Origin of the sequence: Mesorhizobium sp. M8A.F.Ca.ET.208.01.1.1, from assembly GCF_004791315.1 — a bacterium.
Taxonomy (GTDB): domain Bacteria; phylum Pseudomonadota; class Alphaproteobacteria; order Rhizobiales; family Rhizobiaceae; genus Mesorhizobium.
This window is the reverse complement of sequence record NZ_SRUT01000002.1, coordinates 261,755-286,013: the sequence shown is the minus strand read 5'-3', so window position 1 is coordinate 286,013 and position 24,259 is coordinate 261,755. Positions and strand designations below refer to the sequence as shown.

Annotated in this window: 23 protein-coding genes; 3 read left to right on the top strand and 20 right to left on the bottom strand. The window is 64.6% G+C overall.

Features of this window, described 5'->3' with window-relative positions:
* Window positions 1-14 precede the first annotated feature (14 nt).
* From EN851_RS11915 to EN851_RS11905, 3 genes are all read left to right on the top strand, one after another.
* Window positions 15-743, top strand: coding sequence for an NAD(P)-dependent oxidoreductase (locus tag EN851_RS11915; RefSeq protein ID WP_135929285.1), 729 nt, complete (start codon window positions 15-17; stop codon window positions 741-743).
* 24 nt (window positions 744-767) lie between these two features.
* Window positions 768-1,277: a cupin domain-containing protein gene (locus EN851_RS11910; RefSeq protein ID WP_135929284.1), complete on the top strand. Its 510-nt coding sequence runs from the start codon at window positions 768-770 to the stop codon at window positions 1,275-1,277.
* Between the two features lie 154 nt (window positions 1,278-1,431).
* Window positions 1,432-3,213, top strand: coding sequence for a chloride channel protein (locus EN851_RS11905; protein ID WP_127869883.1), 1,782 nt, complete (start codon window positions 1,432-1,434; stop codon window positions 3,211-3,213).
* A gap of 22 nt (window positions 3,214-3,235) precedes the next feature.
* Here the strand turns inward: EN851_RS11905 and EN851_RS11900 are convergent, their stop codons facing one another.
* From EN851_RS11900 to EN851_RS11805, 20 genes are all read right to left on the bottom strand, one after another.
* Window positions 3,236-4,879: an MFS transporter gene (locus EN851_RS11900; RefSeq protein WP_135929283.1), complete on the bottom strand. Its 1,644-nt coding sequence runs from the start codon at window positions 4,877-4,879 to the stop codon at window positions 3,236-3,238.
* Window positions 4,880-5,040: 161 nt separating this feature from the next.
* Window positions 5,041-6,909 (bottom strand): asparagine synthase (glutamine-hydrolyzing), encoded by a 1,869-nt coding sequence (gene asnB / locus EN851_RS11895; protein ID WP_135929282.1) that lies wholly within the window; start codon window positions 6,907-6,909, stop codon window positions 5,041-5,043.
* Between the two features lie 176 nt (window positions 6,910-7,085).
* Window positions 7,086-7,352, bottom strand: coding sequence for a flagellar biosynthesis protein FliQ (fliQ, locus tag EN851_RS11890; protein WP_013893193.1), 267 nt, complete (start codon window positions 7,350-7,352; stop codon window positions 7,086-7,088).
* Between the two features lie 12 nt (window positions 7,353-7,364).
* On the bottom strand, window positions 7,365-7,772 hold the full coding sequence (gene flgD / locus EN851_RS11885; protein ID WP_127280391.1) for a flagellar hook assembly protein FlgD: 408 nt from the start codon (window positions 7,770-7,772) through the stop codon (window positions 7,365-7,367).
* Window positions 7,769-8,215, bottom strand: coding sequence for a flagellar biosynthesis repressor FlbT (gene flbT, locus EN851_RS11880; RefSeq protein WP_135865569.1), 447 nt, complete (start codon window positions 8,213-8,215; stop codon window positions 7,769-7,771). Before flbT ends, flgD begins: the two co-directional genes overlap by 4 nt.
* Window positions 8,212-8,559 (bottom strand): flagellar biosynthesis regulator FlaF, encoded by a 348-nt coding sequence (gene flaF, locus EN851_RS11875; RefSeq protein ID WP_127280389.1) that lies wholly within the window; start codon window positions 8,557-8,559, stop codon window positions 8,212-8,214. Before flaF ends, flbT begins: the two co-directional genes overlap by 4 nt.
* Before the next feature lie 32 nt (window positions 8,560-8,591).
* Window positions 8,592-9,635 carry a flagellar hook-associated family protein gene (locus EN851_RS11870; protein WP_135915051.1) on the bottom strand — a complete coding sequence of 348 codons (1,044 nt, stop codon included), beginning with the start codon at window positions 9,633-9,635 and terminating at the stop codon, window positions 8,592-8,594.
* A 3-nt stretch (window positions 9,636-9,638) separates the two neighbouring features.
* Entirely contained in the window at window positions 9,639-11,093 is a 1,455-nt protein-coding gene (gene flgK / locus EN851_RS11865) for a flagellar hook-associated protein FlgK (protein ID WP_135929281.1), read from the bottom strand.
* Window positions 11,094-11,119: 26 nt separating this feature from the next.
* Window positions 11,120-12,379 carry a flagellar hook protein FlgE gene (locus tag EN851_RS11860; RefSeq protein ID WP_135881293.1) on the bottom strand — a complete coding sequence of 420 codons (1,260 nt, stop codon included), beginning with the start codon at window positions 12,377-12,379 and terminating at the stop codon, window positions 11,120-11,122.
* Window positions 12,380-12,458: 79 nt separating this feature from the next.
* Window positions 12,459-13,127: a response regulator transcription factor gene (locus EN851_RS11855; RefSeq protein ID WP_015315897.1), complete on the bottom strand. Its 669-nt coding sequence runs from the start codon at window positions 13,125-13,127 to the stop codon at window positions 12,459-12,461.
* Between the two features lie 223 nt (window positions 13,128-13,350).
* The gene (locus EN851_RS11850) at window positions 13,351-13,938 is read right to left on the bottom strand and encodes a transglycosylase SLT domain-containing protein (RefSeq protein ID WP_167531313.1); all 588 of its coding nucleotides are present in this window, start codon (window positions 13,936-13,938) and stop codon (window positions 13,351-13,353) included.
* Entirely contained in the window at window positions 13,868-15,145 is a 1,278-nt protein-coding gene (locus tag EN851_RS11845) for a flagellar hook-length control protein FliK (RefSeq protein WP_245520732.1), read from the bottom strand. The genes EN851_RS11850 and EN851_RS11845 overlap by 71 nt, the downstream gene beginning before the upstream one ends.
* A gap of 98 nt (window positions 15,146-15,243) precedes the next feature.
* A complete protein-coding gene (locus EN851_RS11840; RefSeq protein ID WP_127277940.1) occupies window positions 15,244-16,614 on the bottom strand; it encodes a chemotaxis protein MotC in 1,371 nt (456 codons plus the stop codon).
* Entirely contained in the window at window positions 16,611-18,035 is a 1,425-nt protein-coding gene (locus EN851_RS11835; RefSeq protein ID WP_135865563.1) for a MotB family protein, read from the bottom strand. Before EN851_RS11835 ends, EN851_RS11840 begins: the two co-directional genes overlap by 4 nt.
* Entirely contained in the window at window positions 18,032-18,652 is a 621-nt protein-coding gene (locus EN851_RS11830) for a hypothetical protein (protein WP_135865561.1), read from the bottom strand. The genes EN851_RS11835 and EN851_RS11830 overlap by 4 nt, the downstream gene beginning before the upstream one ends.
* A 3-nt stretch (window positions 18,653-18,655) precedes the next feature.
* Window positions 18,656-20,305 carry a flagellar basal-body MS-ring/collar protein FliF gene (gene fliF, locus EN851_RS11825; RefSeq protein WP_135929279.1) on the bottom strand — a complete coding sequence of 550 codons (1,650 nt, stop codon included), beginning with the start codon at window positions 20,303-20,305 and terminating at the stop codon, window positions 18,656-18,658.
* 131 nt (window positions 20,306-20,436) lie between these two features.
* Window positions 20,437-21,501 (bottom strand): flagellin, encoded by a 1,065-nt coding sequence (locus tag EN851_RS11820; RefSeq protein ID WP_127277944.1) that lies wholly within the window; start codon window positions 21,499-21,501, stop codon window positions 20,437-20,439.
* A gap of 277 nt (window positions 21,502-21,778) precedes the next feature.
* Window positions 21,779-22,765: a flagellin gene (locus tag EN851_RS11815; protein WP_127869874.1), complete on the bottom strand. Its 987-nt coding sequence runs from the start codon at window positions 22,763-22,765 to the stop codon at window positions 21,779-21,781.
* Window positions 22,766-23,007: 242 nt separating this feature from the next.
* On the bottom strand, window positions 23,008-23,739 hold the full coding sequence (fliP, locus tag EN851_RS11810; RefSeq protein ID WP_027144757.1) for a flagellar type III secretion system pore protein FliP: 732 nt from the start codon (window positions 23,737-23,739) through the stop codon (window positions 23,008-23,010).
* Window positions 23,736-24,230: a flagellar basal body-associated FliL family protein gene (locus EN851_RS11805; protein ID WP_127869873.1), complete on the bottom strand. Its 495-nt coding sequence runs from the start codon at window positions 24,228-24,230 to the stop codon at window positions 23,736-23,738. Before EN851_RS11805 ends, fliP begins: the two co-directional genes overlap by 4 nt.
* Window positions 24,231-24,259 lie beyond the last annotated feature (29 nt).

Here is a 24,259-nt window from a genome sequence, read left to right as displayed (position 1 = left end):
CAAGGACGATGACGATGGCCTATCGGATTTTTCTCGCCGGCGCTTCGGGCGCCATCGGGCAGCGGCTGATCCCGCAACTCCTGGCCGCCGGCCATCAGGTGACGGGCACTACGCGCAATGCCGACAGGGCCGCCAAATTAGGGACCCTTGGCGTCGAGCCAGCGGTTGTGGACGTGTTCGATGCCGACGCACTGTCGCGGGCGATGCGTGCTGCCCGCCCCGACATCGTCGTCCACCAATTGACCGACCTGCCGGCAGGCCTGGACCCGAGCCGCATGGCCGAAGCTGTCGTGGGCAACGCCCGCATCCGCGAGGAGGGCACACGCAATCTGGTCGCCGCGGCCGTCGCATCCGGCGTCAGGCGCATGGTGGCGCAAAGCATCGCCTGGGCCTTCGCGCCAGGCTCCGAGCCGCATGCCGAGGCCGATCCGCTGGATAGCGGCGCGAGCGGCAATCGCGGAATCAGCGTCGGCGGGGTCATCGCGCTCGAAACGGCCGTGCTCAATGCACCATTCGCCGGCATCGTCCTGCGCTATGGCCAGCTCTACGGCCCCGGAACAGGAGCGGACACGCCCGCCGGCGCGTCGCCGCTGCATGTCGATGCGGCTGCCTATGCGGCGCTGCTTGCACTGGACAAGGGCGCGCCAGGCATCTTCAACATTGCCGAATCCAATGAGGCCGTCTCGACGCGAAAGGCGGCCGAGGAACTCGGCTGGCGCGCCGATTTCCGCTTGCCCGCCTGAACCAATCCGCTCGGAGACATCGACATGATCACCCATCAAGCTCGTTTGCGGACCGGCCAGTCCCTGATCGCCGTCAGTGCCGTCGCGGTTCTGTTCGCGCTGGCGGCCAAGTGGACCGGTCCGGGTTTGATGGCTGTCGAGCCGGTCGGCATGGAAACGCACATGAACATGGAAGGCGCTGCCGAGGGTAGCTCCGCCGCACGGCCCAAGATGGTCGTCACGCCTGTCTCCTGTGAAAGGCTACCCAACGTACCGGGCAAGTCGATCGCCACGGTCGTCGTCGCATTTCCTCCAAATGCTTATACGCCCCGCCATCGGCATCCGGGCTCGGTCAGCGCCTTCGTGCTGAAGGGTACGCTGCGTTCACAACTGGCGGGCGGCCCCGTCGGCACCTATGCGCAGGGACAAACATGGTTCGAGCCGCCCGGGGCGATCCATCTCTTCGCCGAGAATGCCAGCACGACGGAGCCGGCCGAACTGCTGGCGACCTTCATTGCCGACGACGATTGCGGCCCGCTGACGATCCCGGATTGACCACCGCGCCGGTGGCTTTCCGATCCAGGGCTGGAAAGGCTGGCGGCATCGCGGCCATATTGGCGCCTTCGATGTCGGCATTGTGGTTGTCACGACGTGCCGCCCGGCGTATCAGGCGGGTCTTCCTTTGCCTTTGATATCGGCGAGCCGCCCCGTGCTTTCCAGAAACCAACCCCAAGTCTACGCCCGCCGGCTGCGCGCGGTGCTTCTGAGGTCAATCCCTCTGCTGGAGGCGCGCGGCATTGCCGTGGTCATCCTGGCGGGCGTTGTCGGCGTCATGGCAGGCATGCTGGTCACCGCGATGAGCCAGATCGTGCAGGATCTGCACGGGCTTCTGTTCGGTGTCCAGCCCGGCGGCCGGCTGTCCGGCATGTTCTCACTTGCCGATCCGATGCAGGCACTGATCCCGGCGATCGGCGGCATCCTGCTCGGGATATCGGTGGTCTGGCTCAGGCTTCGGAAATTCCGCACGCCGGTCGACCCGATCGAGGCCAACGCGCTCTATGGCGGGCGCATGTCACTGACCGATACCTTCATCATCGTCGTCCAGACGATGATTTCCAGCGGCTTCGGCGCTTCGGTCGGCCTGGAGGCCGGCTATACGCAGGTCGGCTCCGGCGTCGCCTCGCGGCTGGCGCGCGCCTTCCGGTTGCGCCGCAACGATGTCCGCATCCTGGTCGGCTGCGGCGCCGCCGGCGCCATAGCCGCCGCCTTCGATGCGCCGCTGACCGGCGCCTTCTACGGTTTCGAACTGGTCATCGGCATCTACTCGGTCGCCAATGTCGCACCGGTCATGACCGCGGCGATCTCCGCCTCGCTGACGGCGGAAGTGTTCGGCGGCGTGCCGTTTCCGCTCGAGCTCTCAGGGTTGCCGCAACTCACCGCCAGCCAATATGTGCCGTTCCTGCTGCTCGGCCTGCTTGGCGGGGCGGCCTCGATCGCCATCATGCAACTGGTCACGCTGATCGAACGCGGTTTCAACAGGCTGTCGGTCGATGCCTCGCTGCGCCCCGTCATCGGCGGTGTCCTGGTCGGGCTCCTGGGGCTGATCACGCCGCAGGTCCTGTCCAGCGGCCACGGCGCGCTGCATCGCGAGTTCGCCATGAATTACGGGCTGGCGGTGGTGGCGAGCGTCTTCGTGCTGAAACTGGCGGCGTCGGCCATCTCGCTGGGCTCGGGCTTTCGCGGCGGCCTGTTCTTCGCCTCGCTGTTCCTCGGCGCGCTGCTCGGCAAGGCGTTTGCCGGTGTCATGGCGCTCGTCTCGCCGGCCACTGGCATCGACCCCTCCGTCGCCGCCGTCGTCGGCATGACGTCGCTTGCCGTCGGTGTCGTCGGGGGTCCGCTGACCATGACCTTTCTGGCGCTGGAATCGACCCGCGACCTGACGCTCACCGGCGTGGTGCTGGCCGCCTCGATCATGGCGGCGATCCTGGTGCGCGAGACCTTCGGCTATTCGTTCTCCACCTGGCGCTTCCACCTGCGCGGCGAGACGATCCGCAGCGCCCACGATGTCGGCTGGATGCGCAGCCTGACCGTCGGCTCGATGATGCGCAAGGATATCAAGACCATCGATGCGTCGACGACGCTGGCCGCCTTCCGCAAGGAATTCCCGCTGGGGTCGGCCCAGCGCGTAATCGCCGTCGATCCGGGGGATGAGTATGTCGGCGTGCTGATCGTGGCCGAACTGCACAGCGATCCTTCCGGAGGCGAGGCGACGGTGCGCGATCTTGCCCGGTACAAGGATGCCGTGCTGGTGCCGAGCATGAACGTGCAGGCCGCCGCCGAGACCTTCCAGCGCGCCGGCGCCGAGGAACTGGCCGTGGTCGAGGATTTCGCCGACCACATCGTGCTCGGTCTGCTGACCGAGGGCCATTTGATGCGGCGCTATGCCGAGGAACTCGAAAAGGCGCGCCGGGACCTGTCGGGGGAGGGATAAGCCGCCCGCGTTCTCCGAGTCGTCAGTGCTCGATCGGTCCCTTGGCCGGCACCAGAGCCGTGCCGGCTGTCGTCGGGCGCTCGATGACGCGGCGCACGCGCGGCGGCTCGTCGCCCGAGTGCAGCGCCCGCAAGCGTTCGCCGACCATGGCATCGGCATGGGTGATGCGGCCGTTATGCCTGACATATTCGAGCCAGGTCGGCGTGTGGTAATGCTCGATCCAGATCGACGGATTTTCGAGATCGCGCGCCAGCGTCCAGTTGCGGGCGCCGTCACGGCGGCGGATGCGGCCGCGCTCGGCCATGGTGGCGAGGAATTCCGCCTCGTCCTCGCGCCGGATCACATATTCGATCATGATGGCGATCGGGCCGCTGCGCGGCTTGAGGTCGAGCGCGAGGTGCGGTTCCTTGAAGCGGTTGAGCGGGTCGAGGTTGAGCACCTGCTGCTGCGGCAGCGGCAGTACGAGGCCGATGGCGCCGCCGGCCAGCATGGCGATGGCCGCGGCGATCAGCGCCGTCTCGGCACCATGCGCATCGGCAACGACACCCCAGATCCAGCTGCCCAGCGCGATGCCGCCGAAGGTGGCGGTCTGGTAGACAGACAGGACCCGGCCGACCACCCAGCGCGGTGTCGCCATCTGCACGGTGACGTTGAAATGGGACAGCGCGATCACCCAGCAGGCACCGCCGACCAGCAGGCCGAGCGAGGTCTGCCAGGCATGCTGGCTGATGGCGGCGTTGAAGGCGCAGGCAGCGAAGCCGGCGAAGGCACAGCGCACCATCGTCTCGCTGGAGAGCAACTGCCGCAGCCGCACGCTGATCAGCGCGCCGCAGACGGCACCGATGCCGAAGGCGCCCAGCATGATGCCGTAGGTCAGCGCGTCGCCCTTGACGACGTCGCGCGCCACCAGCGGCAGCAGCGCCAGCACCGCGCCGGCGCTGAAGCCAAAGGCCGCGCCCCTGACCAGCACCTTGCCGATGTTGGGCGACATGGCGACGTAACGCAGGCCGGCGCCCATGGCGGCCCCCAATGACTCGCGCGGCAAGGTCGAGACCGGTAGATCAGGTTTCCAGCGTGCCAGCACGACGATGAGGCCGATATAGCTCACCGCGTTCGCCGCGAAGGCGGCGGCCGCGCCGGCGGCCGCGACGATGATGCCGCCGATCGCCGGGCCGACGCTGCGGGTCAGGTTGAACCCCATGGAATTCAGCGCCACGGCGGCAGGCACCTTGTTGCGCGGAACGATGTCGCCGACGGAGGCCTGCCATGACGGGCTGTTGAGCGCCGTGCCGCTGTCGATCAGGAAGGTAAAGGCCAGCAGCGTCCACGGCGTGATCAGGTCCAGATAGGTGAACGCGGTCAGAAGCACCGAAACGACCAGCATGAAGGTCTGGGCGACCAGCATCACCTTGCGGCGGTCGAAGCTGTCGGCGATGGCGCCGGCGACAAGCGCGAACAGCATGATCGGCAAGGTGGTCGAGGCCTGGACCAGGGCGACCTGATAGGGCGAGGTGGCGATGGTGGTCATCATCCAGGCGGCGCCGACGCCCTGGATCAAGCCGCCGAAATTGGAGACGAGACTTGCGCCCCATACGGCGCGGAAGATGCCGTGCCGGAACGGCGCCAGCGCCGAGACGCTTTCGCTATCCGGCTTTTCGTCAATCATCGGTGGGTTCCTGCCACGGCGCGCTGATCCTTGCGGTGATCCGTTTCCCCGCATGATTTGCCGAAACTATGGCATCGCGGCGCAAAGCGCGAATGCCTTGCGGGGAAGATCATGGTCCAACAAGGGGATAGCGAAGGGCCACACGCCTCCAACCTGACGTTTCAGCGCGCCTCGGCGACGGCCGCGTGCAGTGCCTCGGTCAGGTGGCCGGTGGATTGGCCGCCGGCATGGAGACGAAGGAAAAGCTCCATTCCCACCAGCCGAAGCCTCGAGGCCTGATCGCGCCTGGCGAGGTCGCTCAGGTCCGCGACCGAAGATGCCGGCCACTTCATCGCATCGCGCAGAAAGCCGCCATGCAACAGGGACTCGGTGCCGGCTGTGAAGTTCGCCGATACCTGGAAACCGTTCTTCCTGGCCCTCACGTTCTGAAGCGGAATGTGTTTTTCCGCGACTTTCTTCAAAAGCCATTTTCCTTGCTTCTGGCGGTATTTGTGTCGCCGAGGCAGATGGATCGCGAAGTCGATCAGCCGGTTTTCGAGGAACGGCACCCTGAGTTCAACCGAGGCAGCCATGCTGAGCCGGTCATGCCGGTTCAGCAGATCCTGCAGATGCGAATACATGTCGTGAAGGCAGCATCCGAGGAAGGCGCGGTCGCCAAGCGGCGTCACCGGCTCGAGCCGGTCGAAAATCTTCGCCTGAAGGAAATTCAATTCCGGCGAAAGCGCCCTGAGCACGACGTTGCGATCCCAGGCATGGCCACCCGCGATCGATGTGCGGAAGGGGGCATGACGCTGGCGCTCGAATTTGCGGGTCAGACTTCGCTTCGAAAGAAACAGCCGCCTCGGCCAGGACCAGGGCCGCCACAATTTCAGGCTGGCTTCCTGCCAGTCGTAGCCGCCAAAGAGTTCGTCGGCGCCTTCACCGGTCAGCAGCACCTTGATGCCATCGGCCCGGCACTGCTCGGCGAGCGCGAGCAGGCAGACATGGCTTGCATGCCAACCGTCGCTTTCCAGATGCCAGATGGTCTTCGGCCATAGGTCGAGGAACCGGTCCTTGTCGACCGGCACCCTGTTCAGCGGCACATGGGCTTGGCTGGCGGTGCGCTCGGCGTCATCGGCTTCGCTGTGGCCAATGCCGGGATCGACGACATAGGCCGTCATCTCCGGCCTGAACCGTTTGGCCAGCGTGGTGACGAGACCAGAATCGACACCGCCGCTGCAGGCCGCGGCCAGGCTGGTATCGGCGATGCAATGGAGCTCGATGCTGTCCTTGATCAGCGCTTCCAGCGTTGCCATGTGCTCGGCGTCGCTGGCCGTATCGCCAACGATGCGGGCGGGGTCGAGCGCATCGAGGACATGCCAGAAACAGCGCTTCTCAATGCCGGCATCGCTGATCTTCCACAGGCCTGCCGGCGGCAGCCGCTCTATGCCCTGGAACAGGCTGGAACAGGAGTCACGGCTCTGCCAGGCAAGGCGCAAGGTGATCTCGCGCGCATCCACGCTCCGTGCAACGCCATCGCAGGCCAGGATCGCCTTGTCCTCGGAGGCGAACAGGATTCGCTCGCCCGTCTCGGCCACCGACATCGGCTTGATGCCGAGACGATCGCGCGCGAGCCACAGGGCGCCGGCACGCGCGTCGAAATAGGCGATGGCGAACATGCCGTCGAACATCGGGATCGCCTTGTCCGGCCCCCAGTGATGCAGCGCTTCGAGAACCACCTCTGTATCCGAGACCGTCCGGAACCGCCTGCCATCAGCCTCCAGCGCGTCCCGCAGCGAGCGATAATTGTAGACCTCGCCATTGTAGACCAGCACGCCCTTGCCACAGGCCGTGAGCATGGGCTCGCGCGCCTGCGCGGACAGATCGATGATCGACAGCCGCCGGTGACCGAGCGCCAGCCGGCCGTCGTTCCAGCTGGCATGGTCGTCGGGCCCGCGATGGGCCAGCGCCTGCATCATGCGTGTGACGTCGGCGATGTCGCAGCCGCTGATCGGACCGCGTTTGCGCCAGACGCCGGCTATGCCGCACATGGCGTGCCGGCCGGTCTGGGCTGGTCCGGGGTTCTGCGAGAAGCCATTGGGACAAAACGATCGCCTGGCCGGGAGTGGCCAACACGGCAATCTAGCCGGAACCGGGTCAACCGCAAGCGGGCCACCGCTTTCAGGGCATTCCGAATGGAAGCCGCACCGTCCCGGAAGGTTCTAGATCAGAAACCGTTCTGGATGCGCTCGAAGATGACATTGGTGAAGGCCGATATCTGGCCGCCGATGAAGGGGCCCGTAAGCGCCACCACCAGCATGATGGCAACGATCTTGGGCACGAAGGTCAAGGTGATCTCCTGGACCTGCGTCAGCGCCTGGATGAGCGCGATGCCGATGCCGACCGCCATTGCGACCAGCACCACCGGCGCGGAGGCGGTCAGCACCGTCCACACCGCATACTGGACGATGTCGAGAGCGTCGGCCTCATTCATGTGGCGGTTGGCCTAGCTCGCCGGCTTGATCGATACGCCCGCGCCGACGGGGACCGTGGTGCCATCCTGCAGCACCGCGATCAGTCCGTTGCTGCCAAGCGTCACCGACGCCACCGTGCCCGTGGTCTTGCCATCGGCCGAGGTGATGTTGCGGCCTATGAGAGCGTCGGCCTGCGACAGCGCCGACGACTGCATGATCTGGTCGAGCTTGGTGTTGGTCTGCACCGACTGCTCGACCTGCGAGAAGGTGGCGAGCTGGGCGACGTACTGCGTCGAATCCATCGGCTTGGTCGGATCCTGGTTCTTCATCTCGGCGATCAGAAGTTTCAGGAACGAGTTGTAGTCGACAGCGGTCTTGGCGGTCTGCGTGGTGGTCTGGTTGGCGCCAACCGGTATCGAAGTCGTCATGTCCACGGTCATTGGTATCGTGCTCCCACGGCCAGCGGGCGCGCGGCGCCCGGAACGTCGTCATTGCCGCCAAGCGCGCGGCGTTCGAGAGGATAAAGCGAACGGATCGCCTTCAAGGCCTCGTAGATGTGATCCTCGCCGACCATGCGGTCGACCTGTTTCAGCGCGTTGCCGATCTCGGCGTCTTCGAAGCTTGCAATGAGCAGCGGCAGCGAGTGGCGGAACATCTCGCGCGCTTCATCGGCACCAGCGGGATTCATCAGCATGACCTGCACGATGAAATAGAGCTGCCGCAAAGGCGTCGACGCCTCGTCGGCCTGGATCACGTGGCTCTCGAGCAGGAACTGCACGTCGTTCATCAGCTCGACGGTGACCTTGCGGTCGACGCGGATGACCGCACCGTTGATGTAGATCTTCTCGTTGGGCTTCAGTGATATCTTCAGCGTGTTGGTCATTGAATGCCGTCGCGGATGATCTGGGATACTTCGATCAGCCCCTCGAAATTGTCGGTGCGGCCCTGGCGGATGTCCTCCGCCTCGCGCAGCAGCCACAGGCCGATGGAAATCAGGTTGGCGCGCAATTCCTTGGGGAGCGCATTGTCGCTGGAGCCAAGGTCTTCGACGAAGACGGTCCAGACGCGATTGGTGAAATTCAGTGCCTCCACGGCCTCCATCGAATCCCGGCCGGCCGCCGCCGCGGCCGACAGCATGTCGATCGAGCGGGTCAGCAGCTCGCGCTCACGGTCCTTGGCGTCCGTGACGGAGGTGCTTTGGACGTCGGCGTAGGAGAATTGGTACATCGTTGGCTCTACCGTTCCGGTTCAGAGTGCTTTCAGGTCAGGTAATTCAACAGACTGAGCTGCTGCAGGCGCGCCGTCAGAGCAAAGGACGTCTCGATATGCTGCGTCAGGTCGGCGACGCGGGTCGCGGCTTCCGCCGGATCGACTGCTTCGAGATCCAGAATGTGCCGTTCGAACAGGTCGATCTGCGTTTTCATGCGGTCGCTGGCGTCGGACACGCGCTTCTGGACGATACCGGTCTGGGATTGGACCTGCGCGATGCCGCTCAGCGCCTCGCCGACCAGTTTCTGCGAGTGGTCGATGATGCTGTCCTTTGCCGCCTGGCTGATATTGGTGGACATCAGGCTGGAGACCATGGCCGCCGCCATGGCGAGCTTCCTGATGCCGTCGTTGTTGGCGCCGGTCGAGGTCTCGGTGGTTTCGTTGAGCGCGATGCGGCTGACGATCTGCTGGTCGGTGGCATTCGACATGTTGGTCTGCCAGCCCGGGCCGAGGAACTGCGGCGTGACATAGTTGGTGATGAAATCGTCCATCTGGGCCGCGGTGATGTTGGCCGCGAGCGGGTCAGCGGGCGTGAAGCCGAATTTGGCGACGAAGGAGGCGTCGAAGGCAGCCTTGGCAGGAGAGCCGGCGGCGGTGAAATCGTTGATCGGCTTGACGTCGGTGTTGGTGCCAGCGAATAGATATTCGCCGTTGACGCTCGTGTTGAGGATCGACGTAAGCTGCTGGATAGTTGTCTGGCCGGTCGATTGGGTCAGGCTGTCTGAGTTGTCGCCCGACGATGCGGTGGTCAGGCTGGACAGGAAAGTCTGCGCGACGTTGGAGAGCTGGCCGAGCGAGGTCTGGGTCGACGAGAGCCGGGCGGCCACCAGTCCGTTGGAATCGACAATGACGTTGAGCCGGTCGAGGTCGCGCGAAAAGGTAACGGACTGGGCGGTACGTCCACCAAGTGCCAGACCGACATCGGCGACCTTGCCGGTCGAGGACTCCTTCGTGGCTTTGACGAGATCGGCTTGCATGCGCATCTGCTGATAGCGCATGGCATTCGTAAGGGCAGCAGAGGAGACGAAGGTCATGGCTTATCCCACCGCGTTCAACAGCGCCGTCATCATGTCGTCGACGGTCTTCATCATCCGGGCGGATGCCTGATAGGTGTGCTCGAGATCGAGCATCAGCGACATTTCCTGATCGACATTGACGCCGGTTGCGTTGGACAAGGCATCGGCACTGCGCTGTGCCAGGGCTTCTTTGGCGTCGGCGGCGGTCGAAGCCTGCTGACGAATGCCCTGCAACCAGCCTATCGAATTGGCGGCGTAGTCGGCAACGCTGGAGGTTGCCGAAATCCCGGCCGAGGGATCGAACGTCATCGGCTTGTCGAGCTGGTCGCCATAGGCGACCAGAAGATTGGAGTATGAAGGCCCGCCAGTGGTGTTGGCGACGTAGGCGGCGCCGTTGGCGCCCCCATCGCGCAGCAATGTCGGGTTGCCGCCGGCGCTGGGGTCCATCGCGGCATTGATCTTGATCGTTCCAGCAAGGCCATCGACGAGCGTGCCTGCGGCTGGCACCGCCGGTGCGCCCGGCCAGGTGAACAGGCCGGCTGCGTTGGGCATGGACGGTGCGGTTTCGGCAAAGGCGGTGATCAGGCCGCGCGCGGTTTCGTCGAGCTGGCCCTGCATTGTCGAGGCGACGCCGTCACGCAATTGCAGCAGGCCGGCAATCGTGCCGCTGGCGGTGGTGTTGCCGCCGCTGCCCGCCGAGACCGGTACGTTGTCGATATAGACGGTGTTGCCGGCCGCACCCGCGGCATAGCCCGAAGATGGGGCGAAGCTGACGGTGCGTGGGATCGTCTCGAACAATGTCGTGCCGTCACCCGTGGTGATGACCATGTCATTGTCGCCACGCGTGAAGGTCGATACCGGAATGTAATTGGCGATCTTCTTCAACAATGCGTCGCGTTGGTCTAGCGCATCGGAAACGTCGGTGCCGGAACGGGTTCCGGACATGACCGCCGTGTTGGCATCCTGGAACTGGTTGAGCAGCGAGTTGAGATCTTTGACGGCGGTATCGATCTGGCCGTCGGTTTGGGTACGAAAGTCCTGAATGGCCTTGGAGCCTTCATTCAGGGACCGCACGACCTGTTTGGCCGCGTCGATGACGCTCGCGCCAAGATTCTGGTTGGACGGCGAGGTCGCGTATAGTTGCAGCGCCTGCTGCAGGTTGCCGATCGCAGTCGATGGTGAGGAGGCGTTGTCGACGCCATTCACTGAAACGTCGAGCTGATCCATGCCGCTGTAAAGCGCGCTCTGGCCGGCGTAGGCGGACAGGGCGCCGAGGTTCTGGCGAAACAGCAGGTCGTTGGCTGCACGCTGGACATCAACCGAACGTGCGCCGGGGCTCGTGCTGGTGACGAGCGCGATGCGGCGCGAATAGTTCGGATTGTCGGCGTCTGCCACATTGCGCGTGACGACGCTTGTCTGCCGCGAGGTGGCCAGAAGCGCCGATTGGGCGATGCTCAGTGCGGTGGAAAGCGACATGCTGGTCTTTCACGGGCGGAGCCCGGTTATCTCTTCAGGTTGACAAGGACGTCCATCAGATCGGAACCGGTCTGGAAGACTTTCGAATTGGCGGTGTAGCTGCGCTGGGCCGCGATCATGTCGGTCAATTCCTCGGCGATATCGACGTTGGAATTCTCGAGCGCGCCGGAGATGATCGAGCCGGCCTTGCCTTCATTGGCAAAGCCGACACGGACCGCGCCGGACTCAGTGCCTTGCGCGTAGACGTTGCCAGGCAGCGCCTTGAGCTGGTCGGGGCTCTGCACGTCGGCCAGCGGAATCTTGTAGAGCGGCTTGGAGGTGCCATCCTTGTACTGAGCGTAGATGGTGCCATCCTTGCTGATCTGGATCTTGTCGATGGTGCTCGGCGCATTGCCGTTGACCTGGGCATCGGAAACGGTGAATCCGGTCCCGAGCTGGGTCAGCTTCGACAAGTCGAGATTGAGGCTGGCGCCACCCGGCACGGTGAATGAAATGCCTGTGGGTGTGCCGGTCAGCTTGCCCGTCGTGGTATCGAAGGTCAGGTTGGCTGAGCCGAGCGCGCCGCCGGCGGCGTAGGGAAAACCGGTTCCAGGCGTTGCCTTCGACTGATCGAAGACTGCTACCTCCCAGGTGCCGGTGCCGGTGTTGGTGAAATAGACGTCGAGCAGCTTCTTGTTGCCGAGATTGTCATAGGCGACCATCGACGTTTTCTGAGTGTACTGTGCGGTGGCGGCGTTGGCGCTGGGCAGGTTGGCGGCAGCGACCGGTGTCGCGCCCGCCGGCAGATTGCCACTGAAATTACCCTCGGTGCTCGGTGTCGCGGTCAGTCCCTGGTCGGAGATGACGACCGGCTCGAGACCTTCGAAGCCGTTCACTGTCGCCGCCGGCGTGCCATTGGCGTAGCTGTAGGCCATCAGCTGAAAGCCGGCGGCATTGACCAGCCGGCCCTGTGCGTCGGGCACGAAGGCGCCGGCGCGGGTCAGGAAAGGCGTGCCGCTGGGATCCTGGACGACGAAGAAGCCATCGCCGCTGACGGCAAGGTCGGAAACCGATGTCGTGTATTGAAGCACGCCCGGATCGCTGACCGCCTGGCGGATCGTCGTGGTGACGCCGCCGGAATTATAGGCGCCGCCTGTCGACGGCATGATCAGCGTCGAAAATTCAGCCGAGGACCGCTTGTAGCCGGTGGTGTCGGAGTTGGCGATGTTGTCGGCTGTCGTCGACAAGCGGTTTGCCTGTGCGTTCATGCCGGAAACGCCGGTCCGCATCATTCCGTAGAGGCTCATCGAGATGTCTCCGCAATATCCATGCCACTGGCTTCGAGGCTACGCGTCCTGTCTTGCGCGAGGCTGGCGCGGCGCCGCATCAGAACACGAGCCGGTAGCCGAGGAAGCGCTTGGAATCGATAGGGTCGGTGCCCAGCTTCTCGCGCAGTTTCTTGCGCAACTTGCTGATGTGGCTCTCCACCACGTTCTCCTCGACCTCTTCGTCGAAGATGCCGTAGATGGCGTTGAACACCTGGGTCTTGGTGACGCGGCGGCCGCGGTTGCTCGCCAGATATTCCAGGATACGGCGCTCGCGGCGCGGCAAGGGCAAAGGCTGGCCGTCGATCTCGGGATCGCGGCCGTCCATGAAGATGCGCATGGCGCCGATCTCGGTATAGGCGACGTCTTCGCTGGCGCGTCGGCGGATGGCGGTGATGCGGGCCAGGATTTCACGGATGTGCACCGGCTTGCGGATGACGTCGTCGACGCCGCTCTCGAACAACCGCAGCGTGTTTTCCAGCGAATGCTGCTCGCTGAGCGCAATGACCGGAGCCCCGGTGCGGTCGCGGATCTGGCGCGGCGAGATCGCGCCGTCACGGCAGTCGCCGATCAGGAAGGCCCGGACCGAGCGCAGATCGGTGTCGGCGGCCGAGTTGACCCACTCGCCGAATTCGCCCGGTGCGAAACCGGCGCAGGCGATCCCCTCGCGGTCGAAAAGTGAATTGTAGCCCTCTGTCACGAGCTCTCGCTCGTCAACGATAACGATCATCGGCCCCGCCTCCGAATCAGCACATTTGCCCCGTGGGGAAAGGCGTATCCGCTGCCGGGAATCCTGAACAACCGTCATTTCTTATAACTAGTTTCTTGGGAGTCTGGAATCGGATCGGTTGCATTAGCGTGCAGCCAGATATGCTTGCGGGTGCAAGTCTTGACCAAGTCGTGCCGAACCGCTCCGCAGTCGGGGATTGATGTATTAGAAGCAGAAAATGCGCTTACGGGTTGCAGAAGGTGCGCGCGTTCGTGGTCCATTTGCCAAAGCCGGTGGCAACCATGTTGGCGATCACCCTGCAGACATAGACCTTCTGCGCCGGGTCGTTGTCGGGACCGGCATGATAGCGGGCGACGGCCATCGACCAGGTCTCGTGGCGGGCATGGAGGCTGGCCAGGAAGCGCGCCGCGTAGTCGACGTTCTGGCGTGGGTCGAGCATGTCCTCGACGCTGCGGAAATGCGAGGCGTGGTAGTGATGGTTGATCTGCATGCAGCCGAGATCGATCAGCGTCTTGCCCTCGCGCTGGGCGTTGGCGAAGGCGGCAAGCGCTTCGGTTCGGCTTCTCGGAAAGACTGCTTTTCCTTCTATATTCAATGCGTTGGGCTGAAGACTGCCCTTGTTGCCGGTTTCCGTCAACCCGACGGCATAGAGGATGCCGGCGGGCACGCCATAGCGGTCGGCGGCACGCAGGATCTCGGGTTCGCAGGGATTGGTGGCGGCGCCGGCGCTGCTCGCGAGGCTAGATAAATATATCGCCGCCAGCGCGCTCGCGAGAAGGCGAAGCGACGCGGCCGTGTGTTTGCGCATCATCATGGCTACCCCTTGCGGAATGCTGACCCGACTGCTGGCCACCGGCCCCATTATTGCCGCCGCCGGAGTTTCCGGGCTGGAAGGATGATGGATCGCGGCCGGGTGCCGCGCTCACGGAGGCGGTTGTATCCGTCCGGATTGTGGAGGTGACTGCAATCGATGGTTGCAAGATGGTCACCTTGTCAACCTCGAAACCGAGCCCGCGCAGCGACTTGACGATCGCTTCGCTGTCGCTGGAAAGCCGGCGATAGGCATCGTGTGTTTCGGGCTTCAACTCAATCGACAGTTGTTCTCCGGAGAGCCGAAGATGGGCCGTGACCATGCCCAGTTCGGCCGGGTGAAGTTCGATCTTCAAGACATGTGTCGGAACGGCAACAGAGCCCGTCAGCTGAGCGGTCGCGGACGCCGTGGCGAGCGCCTGGTTCGGGCCGCCGTCGGCTGAAATGGCGCCGATCACGTTGAGGGCCGCCTGGCTCATCGGGGCCTGCGGCGGCGCGGGGAAGCTGCGCTCGGAAACGACGTCGATGCGTGCCGCCGCCGACTGCTGTTTTCCTGGTTCGGACCGCAATGAAGACTGAAGGTCGGCGATGGATTTCAGCTGCGGCGCCGCCTGCTTCGTCTCCACGCCCGGCACCTCCGCGGATGTCTCGGGCAGGGGGCCGGCCTCGATCATGCCGTCGTGTCTTGGCGCGCCGGCGGCATCGCGGACGAGCTGACCGTCGAGTTTGGTCAACGGCCCGTCTGCGAGCGATACCCGCTCAGGCTTGGAGATGGGGTCGAGACCGTCACTCGCGGCGGCGGATTTCTGCCGATAGCCCTTCGAGGGAAGCTGTCCAACGACAGCGGCGTCCTGTCCTGTTTCGCCCGCGCTCGAGTCGGCCGACTTGGCTGACCTCGAGAAATGGCGCAGGTCTTGAAACGCCATCAGCAGCGGCAGATGCTCGTCGAGCGCGGTTGCACCCGGTTCGATGGCCGACGCGTCGGCATCGGCATCCTTGTCCGTCCCGGTGTCCTTGCCGTCCTTCATGGATTTCGCGGCAGATGATCCACTCGGCGTGGTCCTTGCCTTGCCTGCGGGCATCGGCTCATCCTCGCCAGTCTTCGCCGCAAGGTCTGCCGCAAGCCTGCTCCAGCGCGGATCGCGAGAGCCGGCCTCGGCCGGTGGCTGCTTTTCCGAATTGGCAGGGCTCGCGCCGCCGTGCACCATCTTGCCGAAACCGGTGTCGTCCTTCTTTCCAGGCGCGGCCTGCTGCTCGGCCGTGCGCGCGGCGGTAAATCCTGGCAGGGCCGGGCCGAGGCTGGGGGTCATTTTGGGGCGGCTCCAAGCATCTGGTCGATCAGGTCGAGCTGTCGACGGGTTTTTGTCATGGCGGCGTCGGTCGGGTCTGTCGTGTCGGCGCTGGCCGAAGTCGCCGGCGCCGATGCCGGCAGGGCGGTTGCCGCGTCGGTTGCCGGCGCGGATGCGTTCGGCGCAGCAGGCGCGGCGGCCAGGGATGGCGCCACGGCCGGCCGTTCGGAGACGGCGCCCTCGACGGGGGGCAATCCGGCGGCATCAGTGGTCGGCACCGCCGCAGCCTCCGGTTCGGGTGCCGGCACCACTGGTGCGGGCGCCGGGTTTGCGGCCGCAAGTGAGGCAGGCGGCGCCACCACTTCGCCGGCGATGGCCTGGGCCGCGTCGAGCAAGGCGCGGTCGCTGTCCGACAATTTGCCGCGGTCGATCTTGCCCAGTTTGGCGCGCACGTCCTCGATGGTATCGGAGGTCACCGTGGACAGGCTGGAATAGAGCAGGGCGCGCGGATCGCCCTGATTGGTGTTGCCGTCGCGACCCTGTTCGGCCCGTGCCGAGGCGAAGGCCGATAAGTCGCTCATGCCGTCGATCGCGGCGCGGCGGGCGATGCGCAGATAGATCACCTTCTCGCGCTCGGGATCCATCATCGAGGTGATGTCGGCAAGCTTGTCCTGGCTGATCGACATGTGCAGTGCGATGACGCCGGAGACGAAGGAGTCGGCGAACTGGCTGGCGTAAGGCGAATAGAGATAGCGCTCGACATATTGGGTCGAGGCAAGCGCGAACCGTGCCGCGTCGCCTTGCGTCACCGCAATGCCGACCGAGCGCCGCAAAGCCGCTTCCTCGACCAGAGTGCCGGGGCTGAGCAGCTTGGCCTCATCGAGCAGCATCAGCGCGGCGGCCGGCTGGTCCGTGGCGAGCAGTGACCCTTTGACCAAAGCGAGGAACGCGCCGAGATCGCTTGGCTGGGTCATCGGGTCGATCGGCCTCAAGGCTTCGATCGCCTCGCCGGGCCGGCCGTTCAGATAGCCGATCACGCCTTTGGCGATGGCAAGGTTCCGCGGATCGGAGGCGGCGCGCGATACGGCCGCCTCGACGGTCACCGGATTGCCGCCGCTCATGCCGTAGACCAGCAGCGCGCGAAAATTCTTGGGGTCCTTGAAATCCTCGGCATCCGCGGCGCGCAACCGGGCATCGGTCATCTCGAGCAATTTGGCCTGCATCGGCATCGCGGCATGATCGCCGGCCGCGATACGGTCCTGGACGAGCTGCAACGAGCGCACCAGCTGATAGGGCTGCAGCGTATCCTGGGCGAGGCCCGCCGACGGACATGCCGCGGCCAGCAGCAACAGGCCTGTCAGGCGGCTGGTCAGCGCCGCCCGCTTCATCCGCCGGTCGCCATCAGGATCTCGATGCGGCGGTTGGCCGCCGACATCGGGTCCGCCGGATCCTTGGGCTGGCGATCCGCGAAACCGGCAACCTCGGTGATACGGCGTTCATCGACGCCACCACGCACGAGCATGTAATAGGCCGAATGCGCGCGCGCCGTCGACAGCCGCCAATTGTCGTAGCTGTCGCTGCGGAAAGGGCGCGCATCGGTGTGGCCGTTGATGCTGATGGTGCCCTTCTGGCTGTTGACGATGCGGCCGATCTTTTCCATCGCCAGCACCAGTTCACGGCTCGGCACCGCCGATCCGACCTCGAACATGCCGAAGTCGAGCTGATCGGTGATGGAGATGACGACACCCTTGTCAGTGGCTTCGACCGAGACACCGTCATGCAGCTTGTCGCCGGGCTTGAAGGCATCGGCGAGCTGCTGCTTGACGTCGGCAGCCGCCTTCACCGCGGCGGCGGTCGGAGCCCTGTCCGCCGCCTCGGGCTTTGCGGCCTCCTGCTTCGCGACGGCCGTGCCCGCCTTGGCCGTATCCGCGGCCTTGCTGTCTCCAGCCTTGGCGTTGCCCGCCTTGGCATCCCCGGCCTTGGCATCCCCGGCCTTGGCATCCCCGACCTTGGCATCCCCGGCTTTCACATCGCCGGCCTTGGCCATTGCCGCGGCGGCATCCTTGGCATCCCCGGCCAGGGGTTCCAGCGGTGCGTCCTGGACCGGCGGTGCCGGCTGCACGGCCTTGACCTTGGCGATCTGCGTCTCGGCAGCCTTGTCGCCGGGCTTGAGCGGGTCGCCCTCGACCCTGGGGCGCTGGGCACTCGCCTCGGCGCCGGGCGCGGCAACCTGCTGCGACCAGAAGTCAGGCTCGAAGGGATCGCGGTAGGACGCGCCGCCCGAGGCGCCGGTCGCCGGGCCGGAATTCTGCGCGCCGCCATCGCCCTTCTGGCTGACATTCTGCATGACGCCGGTATCAGTGGCGATCTCTGACAGCACCGCATAGGGGTCGGCGAAGAGATGCTCGTCGGACTGTTGCGACTGCTGCGCCTCCTGCTTGTTCTGCTTACGGTTGGATGAGCCCGCTGCGCCGATGCCGTCCTGTCCGGCCTTGGTTGTCGCTTCCTGCGGGTCGTCGGCCGTCAGCCCGACCGCGCGCGGTCCGTTGCCGAGATCCTCGAGGCCCTTGCGGCTCGACTCACGGTCGACCAGCTTGACGGGGTTGAAGTAGCTGGCGACGGCCGCCTTGGTCTGCTCGTTGGCGGCATTGATCAGCCACATGACCAGGAAGAAGCACATCATCGCGGTCATGAAGTCGGCGAAGGCGATCTTCCAGACGCCGCCATGATGACCTTCGTCGTGGTCGTCATGCCCGCGCCGCACGATGATGATCTCGTGCCTGCCGTGATCGGCATCGGCGACGCTCATGACAGGACCTCGGAAAGGGTTGCCGACCATTCGGCCATGCGCGTCTCGAACACGGCCTCGTCGATGGTGACCGTCAGGTCGAAGCCGGGCGCCTCGATGAAGTCGAGATTTTCGGCGCGCGGCCCAAGCGATGCCTTCAGCGTTTCGAACAGCGAGAGTGGCCCGCGGACGGCGATGCGCACGGCTTCGCCATCGCGAACGGCTTCGCGGATCGCGCCGGCGAGCGCTTCAAGCGAGCGCTTGCGCAGATCGTCGCTGACAACGCCGCCGATGACGCGGGCGACCGTGGCGCCGACAAGATCCGTCACGCGCGCCTCCATGGCGTCGAGCCGCGACGAAACCGCCTTACCGACATCGCCACCGAAGCTGTCGAGAAACGCCCTCGCTTCCTCGGCATTTGCCTGGCGTTCCGCTTCCAGCGCTGCTTGATGGGTCGCGGCAAGCCGTTCGCCGAGCGCCGCCTCCGCCTGGGCAACCGCCTCGGCGATCAGCGTGCCGATATCGGCCGGCGGTGCCGCCGCCTCGGGCATGTGCTCGGCGGCGGGCTGGGGCTGGCTGGCGCGTTGCGCGCGCGCGCCGAAGTCCGGAAGAAGATCGAAGAGGGCTGCGGAGGGCATGGTCTACGCCGCGACTTCCTGGGCCGCCCATTTGCGCAGGATCTGCGCGGTGCGTTCCTCGTTGATGTCGACCATGCGGGCAAGCCGCTCCTGCGGGGCCGGCCTGATCTTCTGGCGCAAATCGTCGAGCGGGGTGGCGCCGGCACGCGTGCCGGGCAAGGCGCCGACGGCGGCACCCGCATCGGCGGAAGCGGCTGCCTCCGGGGTCGGCAGAGAGCGTTGGACTTCATCGAAATTGGGGCCTGCTATGGCGGGCGTCGCCTTGGCCGTCAGCGCGGCCGCCATCGGCCGCAAGCCGAAGAAGGCGACCAGGAACACCACGACAATGAAGGCGCCGGCATTGATCAACGTGCCGGCATGCTGGCCGATGGAATCGAGCATTCCCCCCTGCGGGATCGCCTCGCCGTCCAGCCCGTCGATGAACTCGACCGCCGAGACGTCGATGACGTCGCCACGCTTGTCGTCGAAGCCGGTGGCGGAACTCACCATCTTCTGGATTTCGGCGACGCGCTTGGCGATCTGGTCGGGCGTCGCGTCCTTGCCCAGGATCGCCTTCAGCCGGTCCTGGTTGACGACGACTGCGATCGACATCTTGGTGACGCTGTAGCCATTGGAGACGGTGGCGATCTTCTTGGAGTTGATCTCGTAATTGGTGATTTCCTCCTTGCGGTCGTTCGCCGAGGAGGTCTGCGGACCCTCGGTGCTGGTCGCCTGGGTCTCGGGCAGGTTCTGCTCGACGCTGGCCGGGGTGGAGGCCTGTTTCTGATTGCTGTTCTCGTTGGCGCGCACCGACTGCACCGAGCGTTCGACGCGGGACTCCGGATCGAAGATCGTCTCTTCGGTCTGGCGGGTGTCGGTGTTGACGTCGGCCTTGACGCTGGCGCGGAAATTGTCAGGCCCGAGATAGGGCGTCAGCGCGCGGCGGATGTTGTCGCCGATCTGCGCCTCCACGGTCTGCTCGACGCCGAGTGTGCGGGCGGCGCTGGTGTTGGAGGGATCATCGCCCGCGGCCAGCAGATTGCCGTTGGAATCGAGCACCGTCACCTTGTCGGCCGACAGGCCAGGGACGGCGGCGGCGACGAGGTGGCGGATCGACATGGCGCTCTTCTCCGCGTCGATGCCGGAGTAGCGAATGACGACCGAGGCGGATGGCTGCTGTTCATCGCGGCGGAAATTGGCGCGCTCGGACATGACGATGTGGACGCGTGCCGCCTTGATGCCGGCGATGGACTGGATGGTGCGGGCGATCTCGCCTTCGAGCGCACGCACGCGGGTAATCTGCTGCATGAAGGAGGTGAGGCCCATCGCGCCGACATTGTCGAACAGCTCGTAGCCGGCATTGGCGCTGGTCGGCAGGCCCTTCTCGGCAAGCAGCATGCGGGTCTGCGCCGTGGTGCCGGCCGGCACCAGCACGGAGGTTCCGTCGGAGCCGACGTCGAAGCCGATGCCAGCCTCGCCCAGCACGAGGCCGATCTGGTTCACGTCGGAGCGGTCGAGCCCGACATAGAGCGTGTCATAGGCCGGGCGGTTGAGGTAGACCGAGGCAATGCCGATGACGCCCATCACCAGGACAGCGATGCCCGCCAGCATGGCGAGGCGCCTGACGCCAAAGCCGCGGAGATTCGAGATGATGCTCTGGATCTGTTGCGGCACGGTTGAGCGACTCCCAGCATGACTGTCCGCCGGAACACTAAGCCTCGAAGCTTGTGCGAAAATGAAATCGGGCCGCGCTTGCGGCGCGGCCCGTGAATTGGAAGTCGAAGTATCCGTCGGCTAAGGCTGAACTAGCCGTTCTTGAACAGCGACAGGATCGACTGCGAGGAGCTGTTGGCGATAGACAGCGACTGGATGCCGAGCTGCTGCTGCACCTGCAGCGCCTGGAGGCGGGTCGATTCCTTGTTCATGTCGGCATCGACGAGCTGGCCGACGCCGCGGTCGATGGAGTCCATCAGGCTCTGCGTGAAGGTCTTCTGCAGATCGATGCTGCTCTTGGCCGAACCGAGGATGGTGGCCTGGTCGGTCAACTGAGCCATGACGTTGTCGATCTTGCCGATCATCTGGGTGATGATGTCGTCGGTCACGCCGGCCGCGGTGATGTCGAGATTGAACGCGGAGACGTTGTCGATCTTCGTGGCCGTGCTCGCCGCGGCCGCGGTCTGGCCAGCGGTGTTGGCGGCGGCGTCCGTGCCGCCGCCAGCGAGTGCTGTCGCATAGGCGGCGTCGTACAAGGCCTGGGCGGCGGCGGTGGAGTAGACCGAGGTCTGGCGGTCGAGCGTGCCCTGGTTCTTGACGACGGCAGGAAGGCCGGAATCGAACAGCTTGGTGCTCTCCAAATTGATGTCGATCGTTCCGAGCGAGATGGCGCCCGAGGAGGAGCGATTGAAGGACGAGACGATCTTGGCGTCAGATTGGACGCCACCATTGGCGGCGTTGGACGTCACCGAAAGATAATTCGAACCAGAAAAAGTGGCGGCGTCGGCGAAGGACTTCATCTGCGCCTGAAGCGTCGTGATCTCGGTCTGCGTCTTTGCCTTGGCGGCTGCCGTCTGGCCAATGGTCGAAAGCAACTTGGTCTTGATCTTGCCGATCGTATCCAGCGCATTGTTCATGCCAGTATAGGCAATGTCCACTTTCGAGGCGCCGAGGCCGAGCGCGTCCTGCACTGTCGACAGCGCCTGGTTGTCGGAGCGCATCGTCGTGGCGATCGACCAGTAGGCGGCGTTGTCGGATGCTTCGGAGACCCTGTAACCGGTCGAGATCCTGGCCTGGGTCTGCTCGAGCGACTTGTTGGTGGCGTTAAGGCTTTGAAGTGCGGTCAACGCCGCGGCGTTTGTCATGATGCTCGCCAAGAAACTCGCTCCTTTTTTCAGACCGGTCTTTCTCAAAGACCGGCGTTGCCCTCGCGAGCCGCTCGACCCGCCCCTGGATTGCCGCCACCCCGATCGGGCCGATTCGGCAATCCGTTGTAGTCATTGGTTAACCATGACTAGCTCGTTATGGTTAATGGCCTGTTAAAAGCCAGCTTCAGAGGGTTAAGGAACGAGGGTTGCGCGGGGCTGGAGCAAACGCAAAACGGGCCGCGCTTTTGGCGCGGCCCGTTTGCCTGGTTTGGTCGGTCGAGAGGGATCAGCCGCGGAAGAGCGACAGGATCGACTGCGAGGAGCCGTTGGCGATCGACAGCGCCTGGACGCCGAGCTGCTGCTGGACCTGCAGAGCCTGGAGGCGGGTCGATTCCTTGTTCATGTCGGCATCGACGAGCTGGCCGACGCCGCGATCGATGGAGTCCATCAGGCTCTGCGTGAAGGTCTTCTGCAGGTCGATGGAGCTCTTGGCGGCGCCGAGCTTGGTAGCGGCGGTCGTCATGTCCTTGAGCGCGGCGTCGACGACGGTCATCATCTGCGAGATCTGAGCGTCGCTGGCGGCCGTGGTGCCCGAGAAGATGGCCAGGCTGGCGACCGAATAGGTATCGCCGGCAACGATAGGGCCACCAAGGGTCGGGGCCTGTGCTGTGGTGGTTGCAGCGCCAGTGGTGCCAAGGCGGGCTGTGTCGAGGATACCCTTGGCGGTCGGCGCGGCGCCGGAGTCATAGAGCTTGATGCTTTCGACTTTGACGTCGATCGTCGAGATCGAAACCGCGCCGGCGGAGGTGCGGTTGAAAGCCGAAACGACCTTGACGTCGGCTGCCGTGCCCGAGGCGGTGGACACCGACAGCATGTTGGTGCCGGAGAAGGTGGCGGAGTCGGCGTAACCCTTGAGCTGTGCCTGAAGGGCGGCGATTTCGACCTGGGTCTTTTCCTTGGCGGCGTCGGTCTGACCGTAGGACGCGGTCAGCTTCTGCTGGATCGAGTTGATGGTGGTGATCGCGCTGTTCATGCCAGTGTAGGCGGTGTCGACCTTCGAAGCGCCGAGGCCGAGCGAGTCCGAAACGGTGGACATGGCCTGGTTGTCGGAGCGCATCGTGGTGGCGATCGACCAGTAGGCGGCATTGTCCGAAGCCTGGGAGACGCGATAGCCCGTCGAGATGCGGGACTGGGTGGTGTCGAGGCTCTTCTGGGTGGCGTTCAAGCTCTGCAGCGCGGTCAACGCTGCGGCGTTGGTCATGATACTGGCCATGGCTACTCGTACCTTGTTTTTACAGGTGTTTTTTGCATACCGGTTTGTCCGGTATGACGGAGCGGCATCATGCCAATGACCGTTGCGTTTGGGTCACCCGCCATCTGCGAGCGACTATGGCGGCGAGTCCCTACCAAAGGACTAAATCGGACGGTTAATCGAAAATAATTCGGAGAAAATTCGATGATGCTCGCGCCGTCCGATTCCTCGGGCGCGCGATGCCTGATGTCGAGCGCGGACGATCAGGTGAAAGAGCGCACCAGGCTGCCGACGAGCAGGTTCCAGCCGTCGATCAGGACGAAGAACAGGATCTTGAACGGCAGCGACACCACTGTTGGCGGCAGCATCATCATGCCCATCGCCATGGTGATGGTGGCCACGATCAGGTCGATGACCAGGAATGGCAGCACGATCAGGAAGCCAATCTCGAAGCCGCGGCGTATCTCGGAGATCATGAAAGCAGGCACCAGGATGCGCAGGTCGACCGTCTCCTTGGCAACGACCTGGCCGCGCTCGCGGGCGAGGTCGGCGAAAAGGTCGAAGTCCTTGTCGCGCACATTGTGCAGCATGAAGGTGCGGAAGGGATCGGAAATCTTCTCGAAGGCCTCGGTCTGGCTGATCTGGTTGTCCATCAACGGTTTGACGCCGGTGTTCCACGCCTGATCGAAGGTCGGCGCCATGACATAGAAGGTCATGAACAGCGACAGCGAAATGAGGATGAGGTTCGCCGGCGTCGATTGCAGGCCGATGCCGGCACGCAGGATCGAGAAGGCGATGACGAAGCGGGTGAAGCTCGTCACCATGATCAGAAGCCCCGGTGCAACCGACAAGACGGTAAGCAGGCCGAACATCTGGATGATGTAGCCGACGGTGGTGCCATCGGCCTTGCCGATGCCACCGAGGTCGAGTTGCTGGGCCGCCGCGACAGAGGTGGCGGCACCGATCAGTACCGCGGCAAGAAGGAATTTTCTCATTCGAGCAGCAATGTCCTGATAAGAACCTGTTTGACGTGCCCCTGACTGCGGATCGAGGCGCGTTCGTCGAGATCGGCCTTCAGGTGCTGGTAGCCGCTGGCGCCTTCGATCTGGTGCATTTTCAGGGTGCGCACGAAAGCCAGAAGATCCTGTTGAATATCCTCCGCCATGGCCGGCGGCTGCGGCGCGTCATAGACCACGGATACTTCCATCCTGATCCATGTATCGGCAGGCGAGGCGATATTGGTGGTGATCGGCGCCAGTGCGACAAGCGTCGGGCCCGTGCCCGGTTGTTGCGTGGCGGCGGGCTGCGCGACCTTGCCTTCATTTTCAGGCGCAACCGGCACCGATGATGGTGCGCCGACGCCTTTGAGATAGCCACCCGACATCCAGCCCATGCCGATGGCGGCGGCCGTCACCACGAGCAGCATGGCGCCCTGGATGGCAAGGGAAGGACCCTTGCGAGGCTGAACCTGTTCGACATTGGCCACGGTGCTTTGCTCTCCAATCCCCAGAAGGC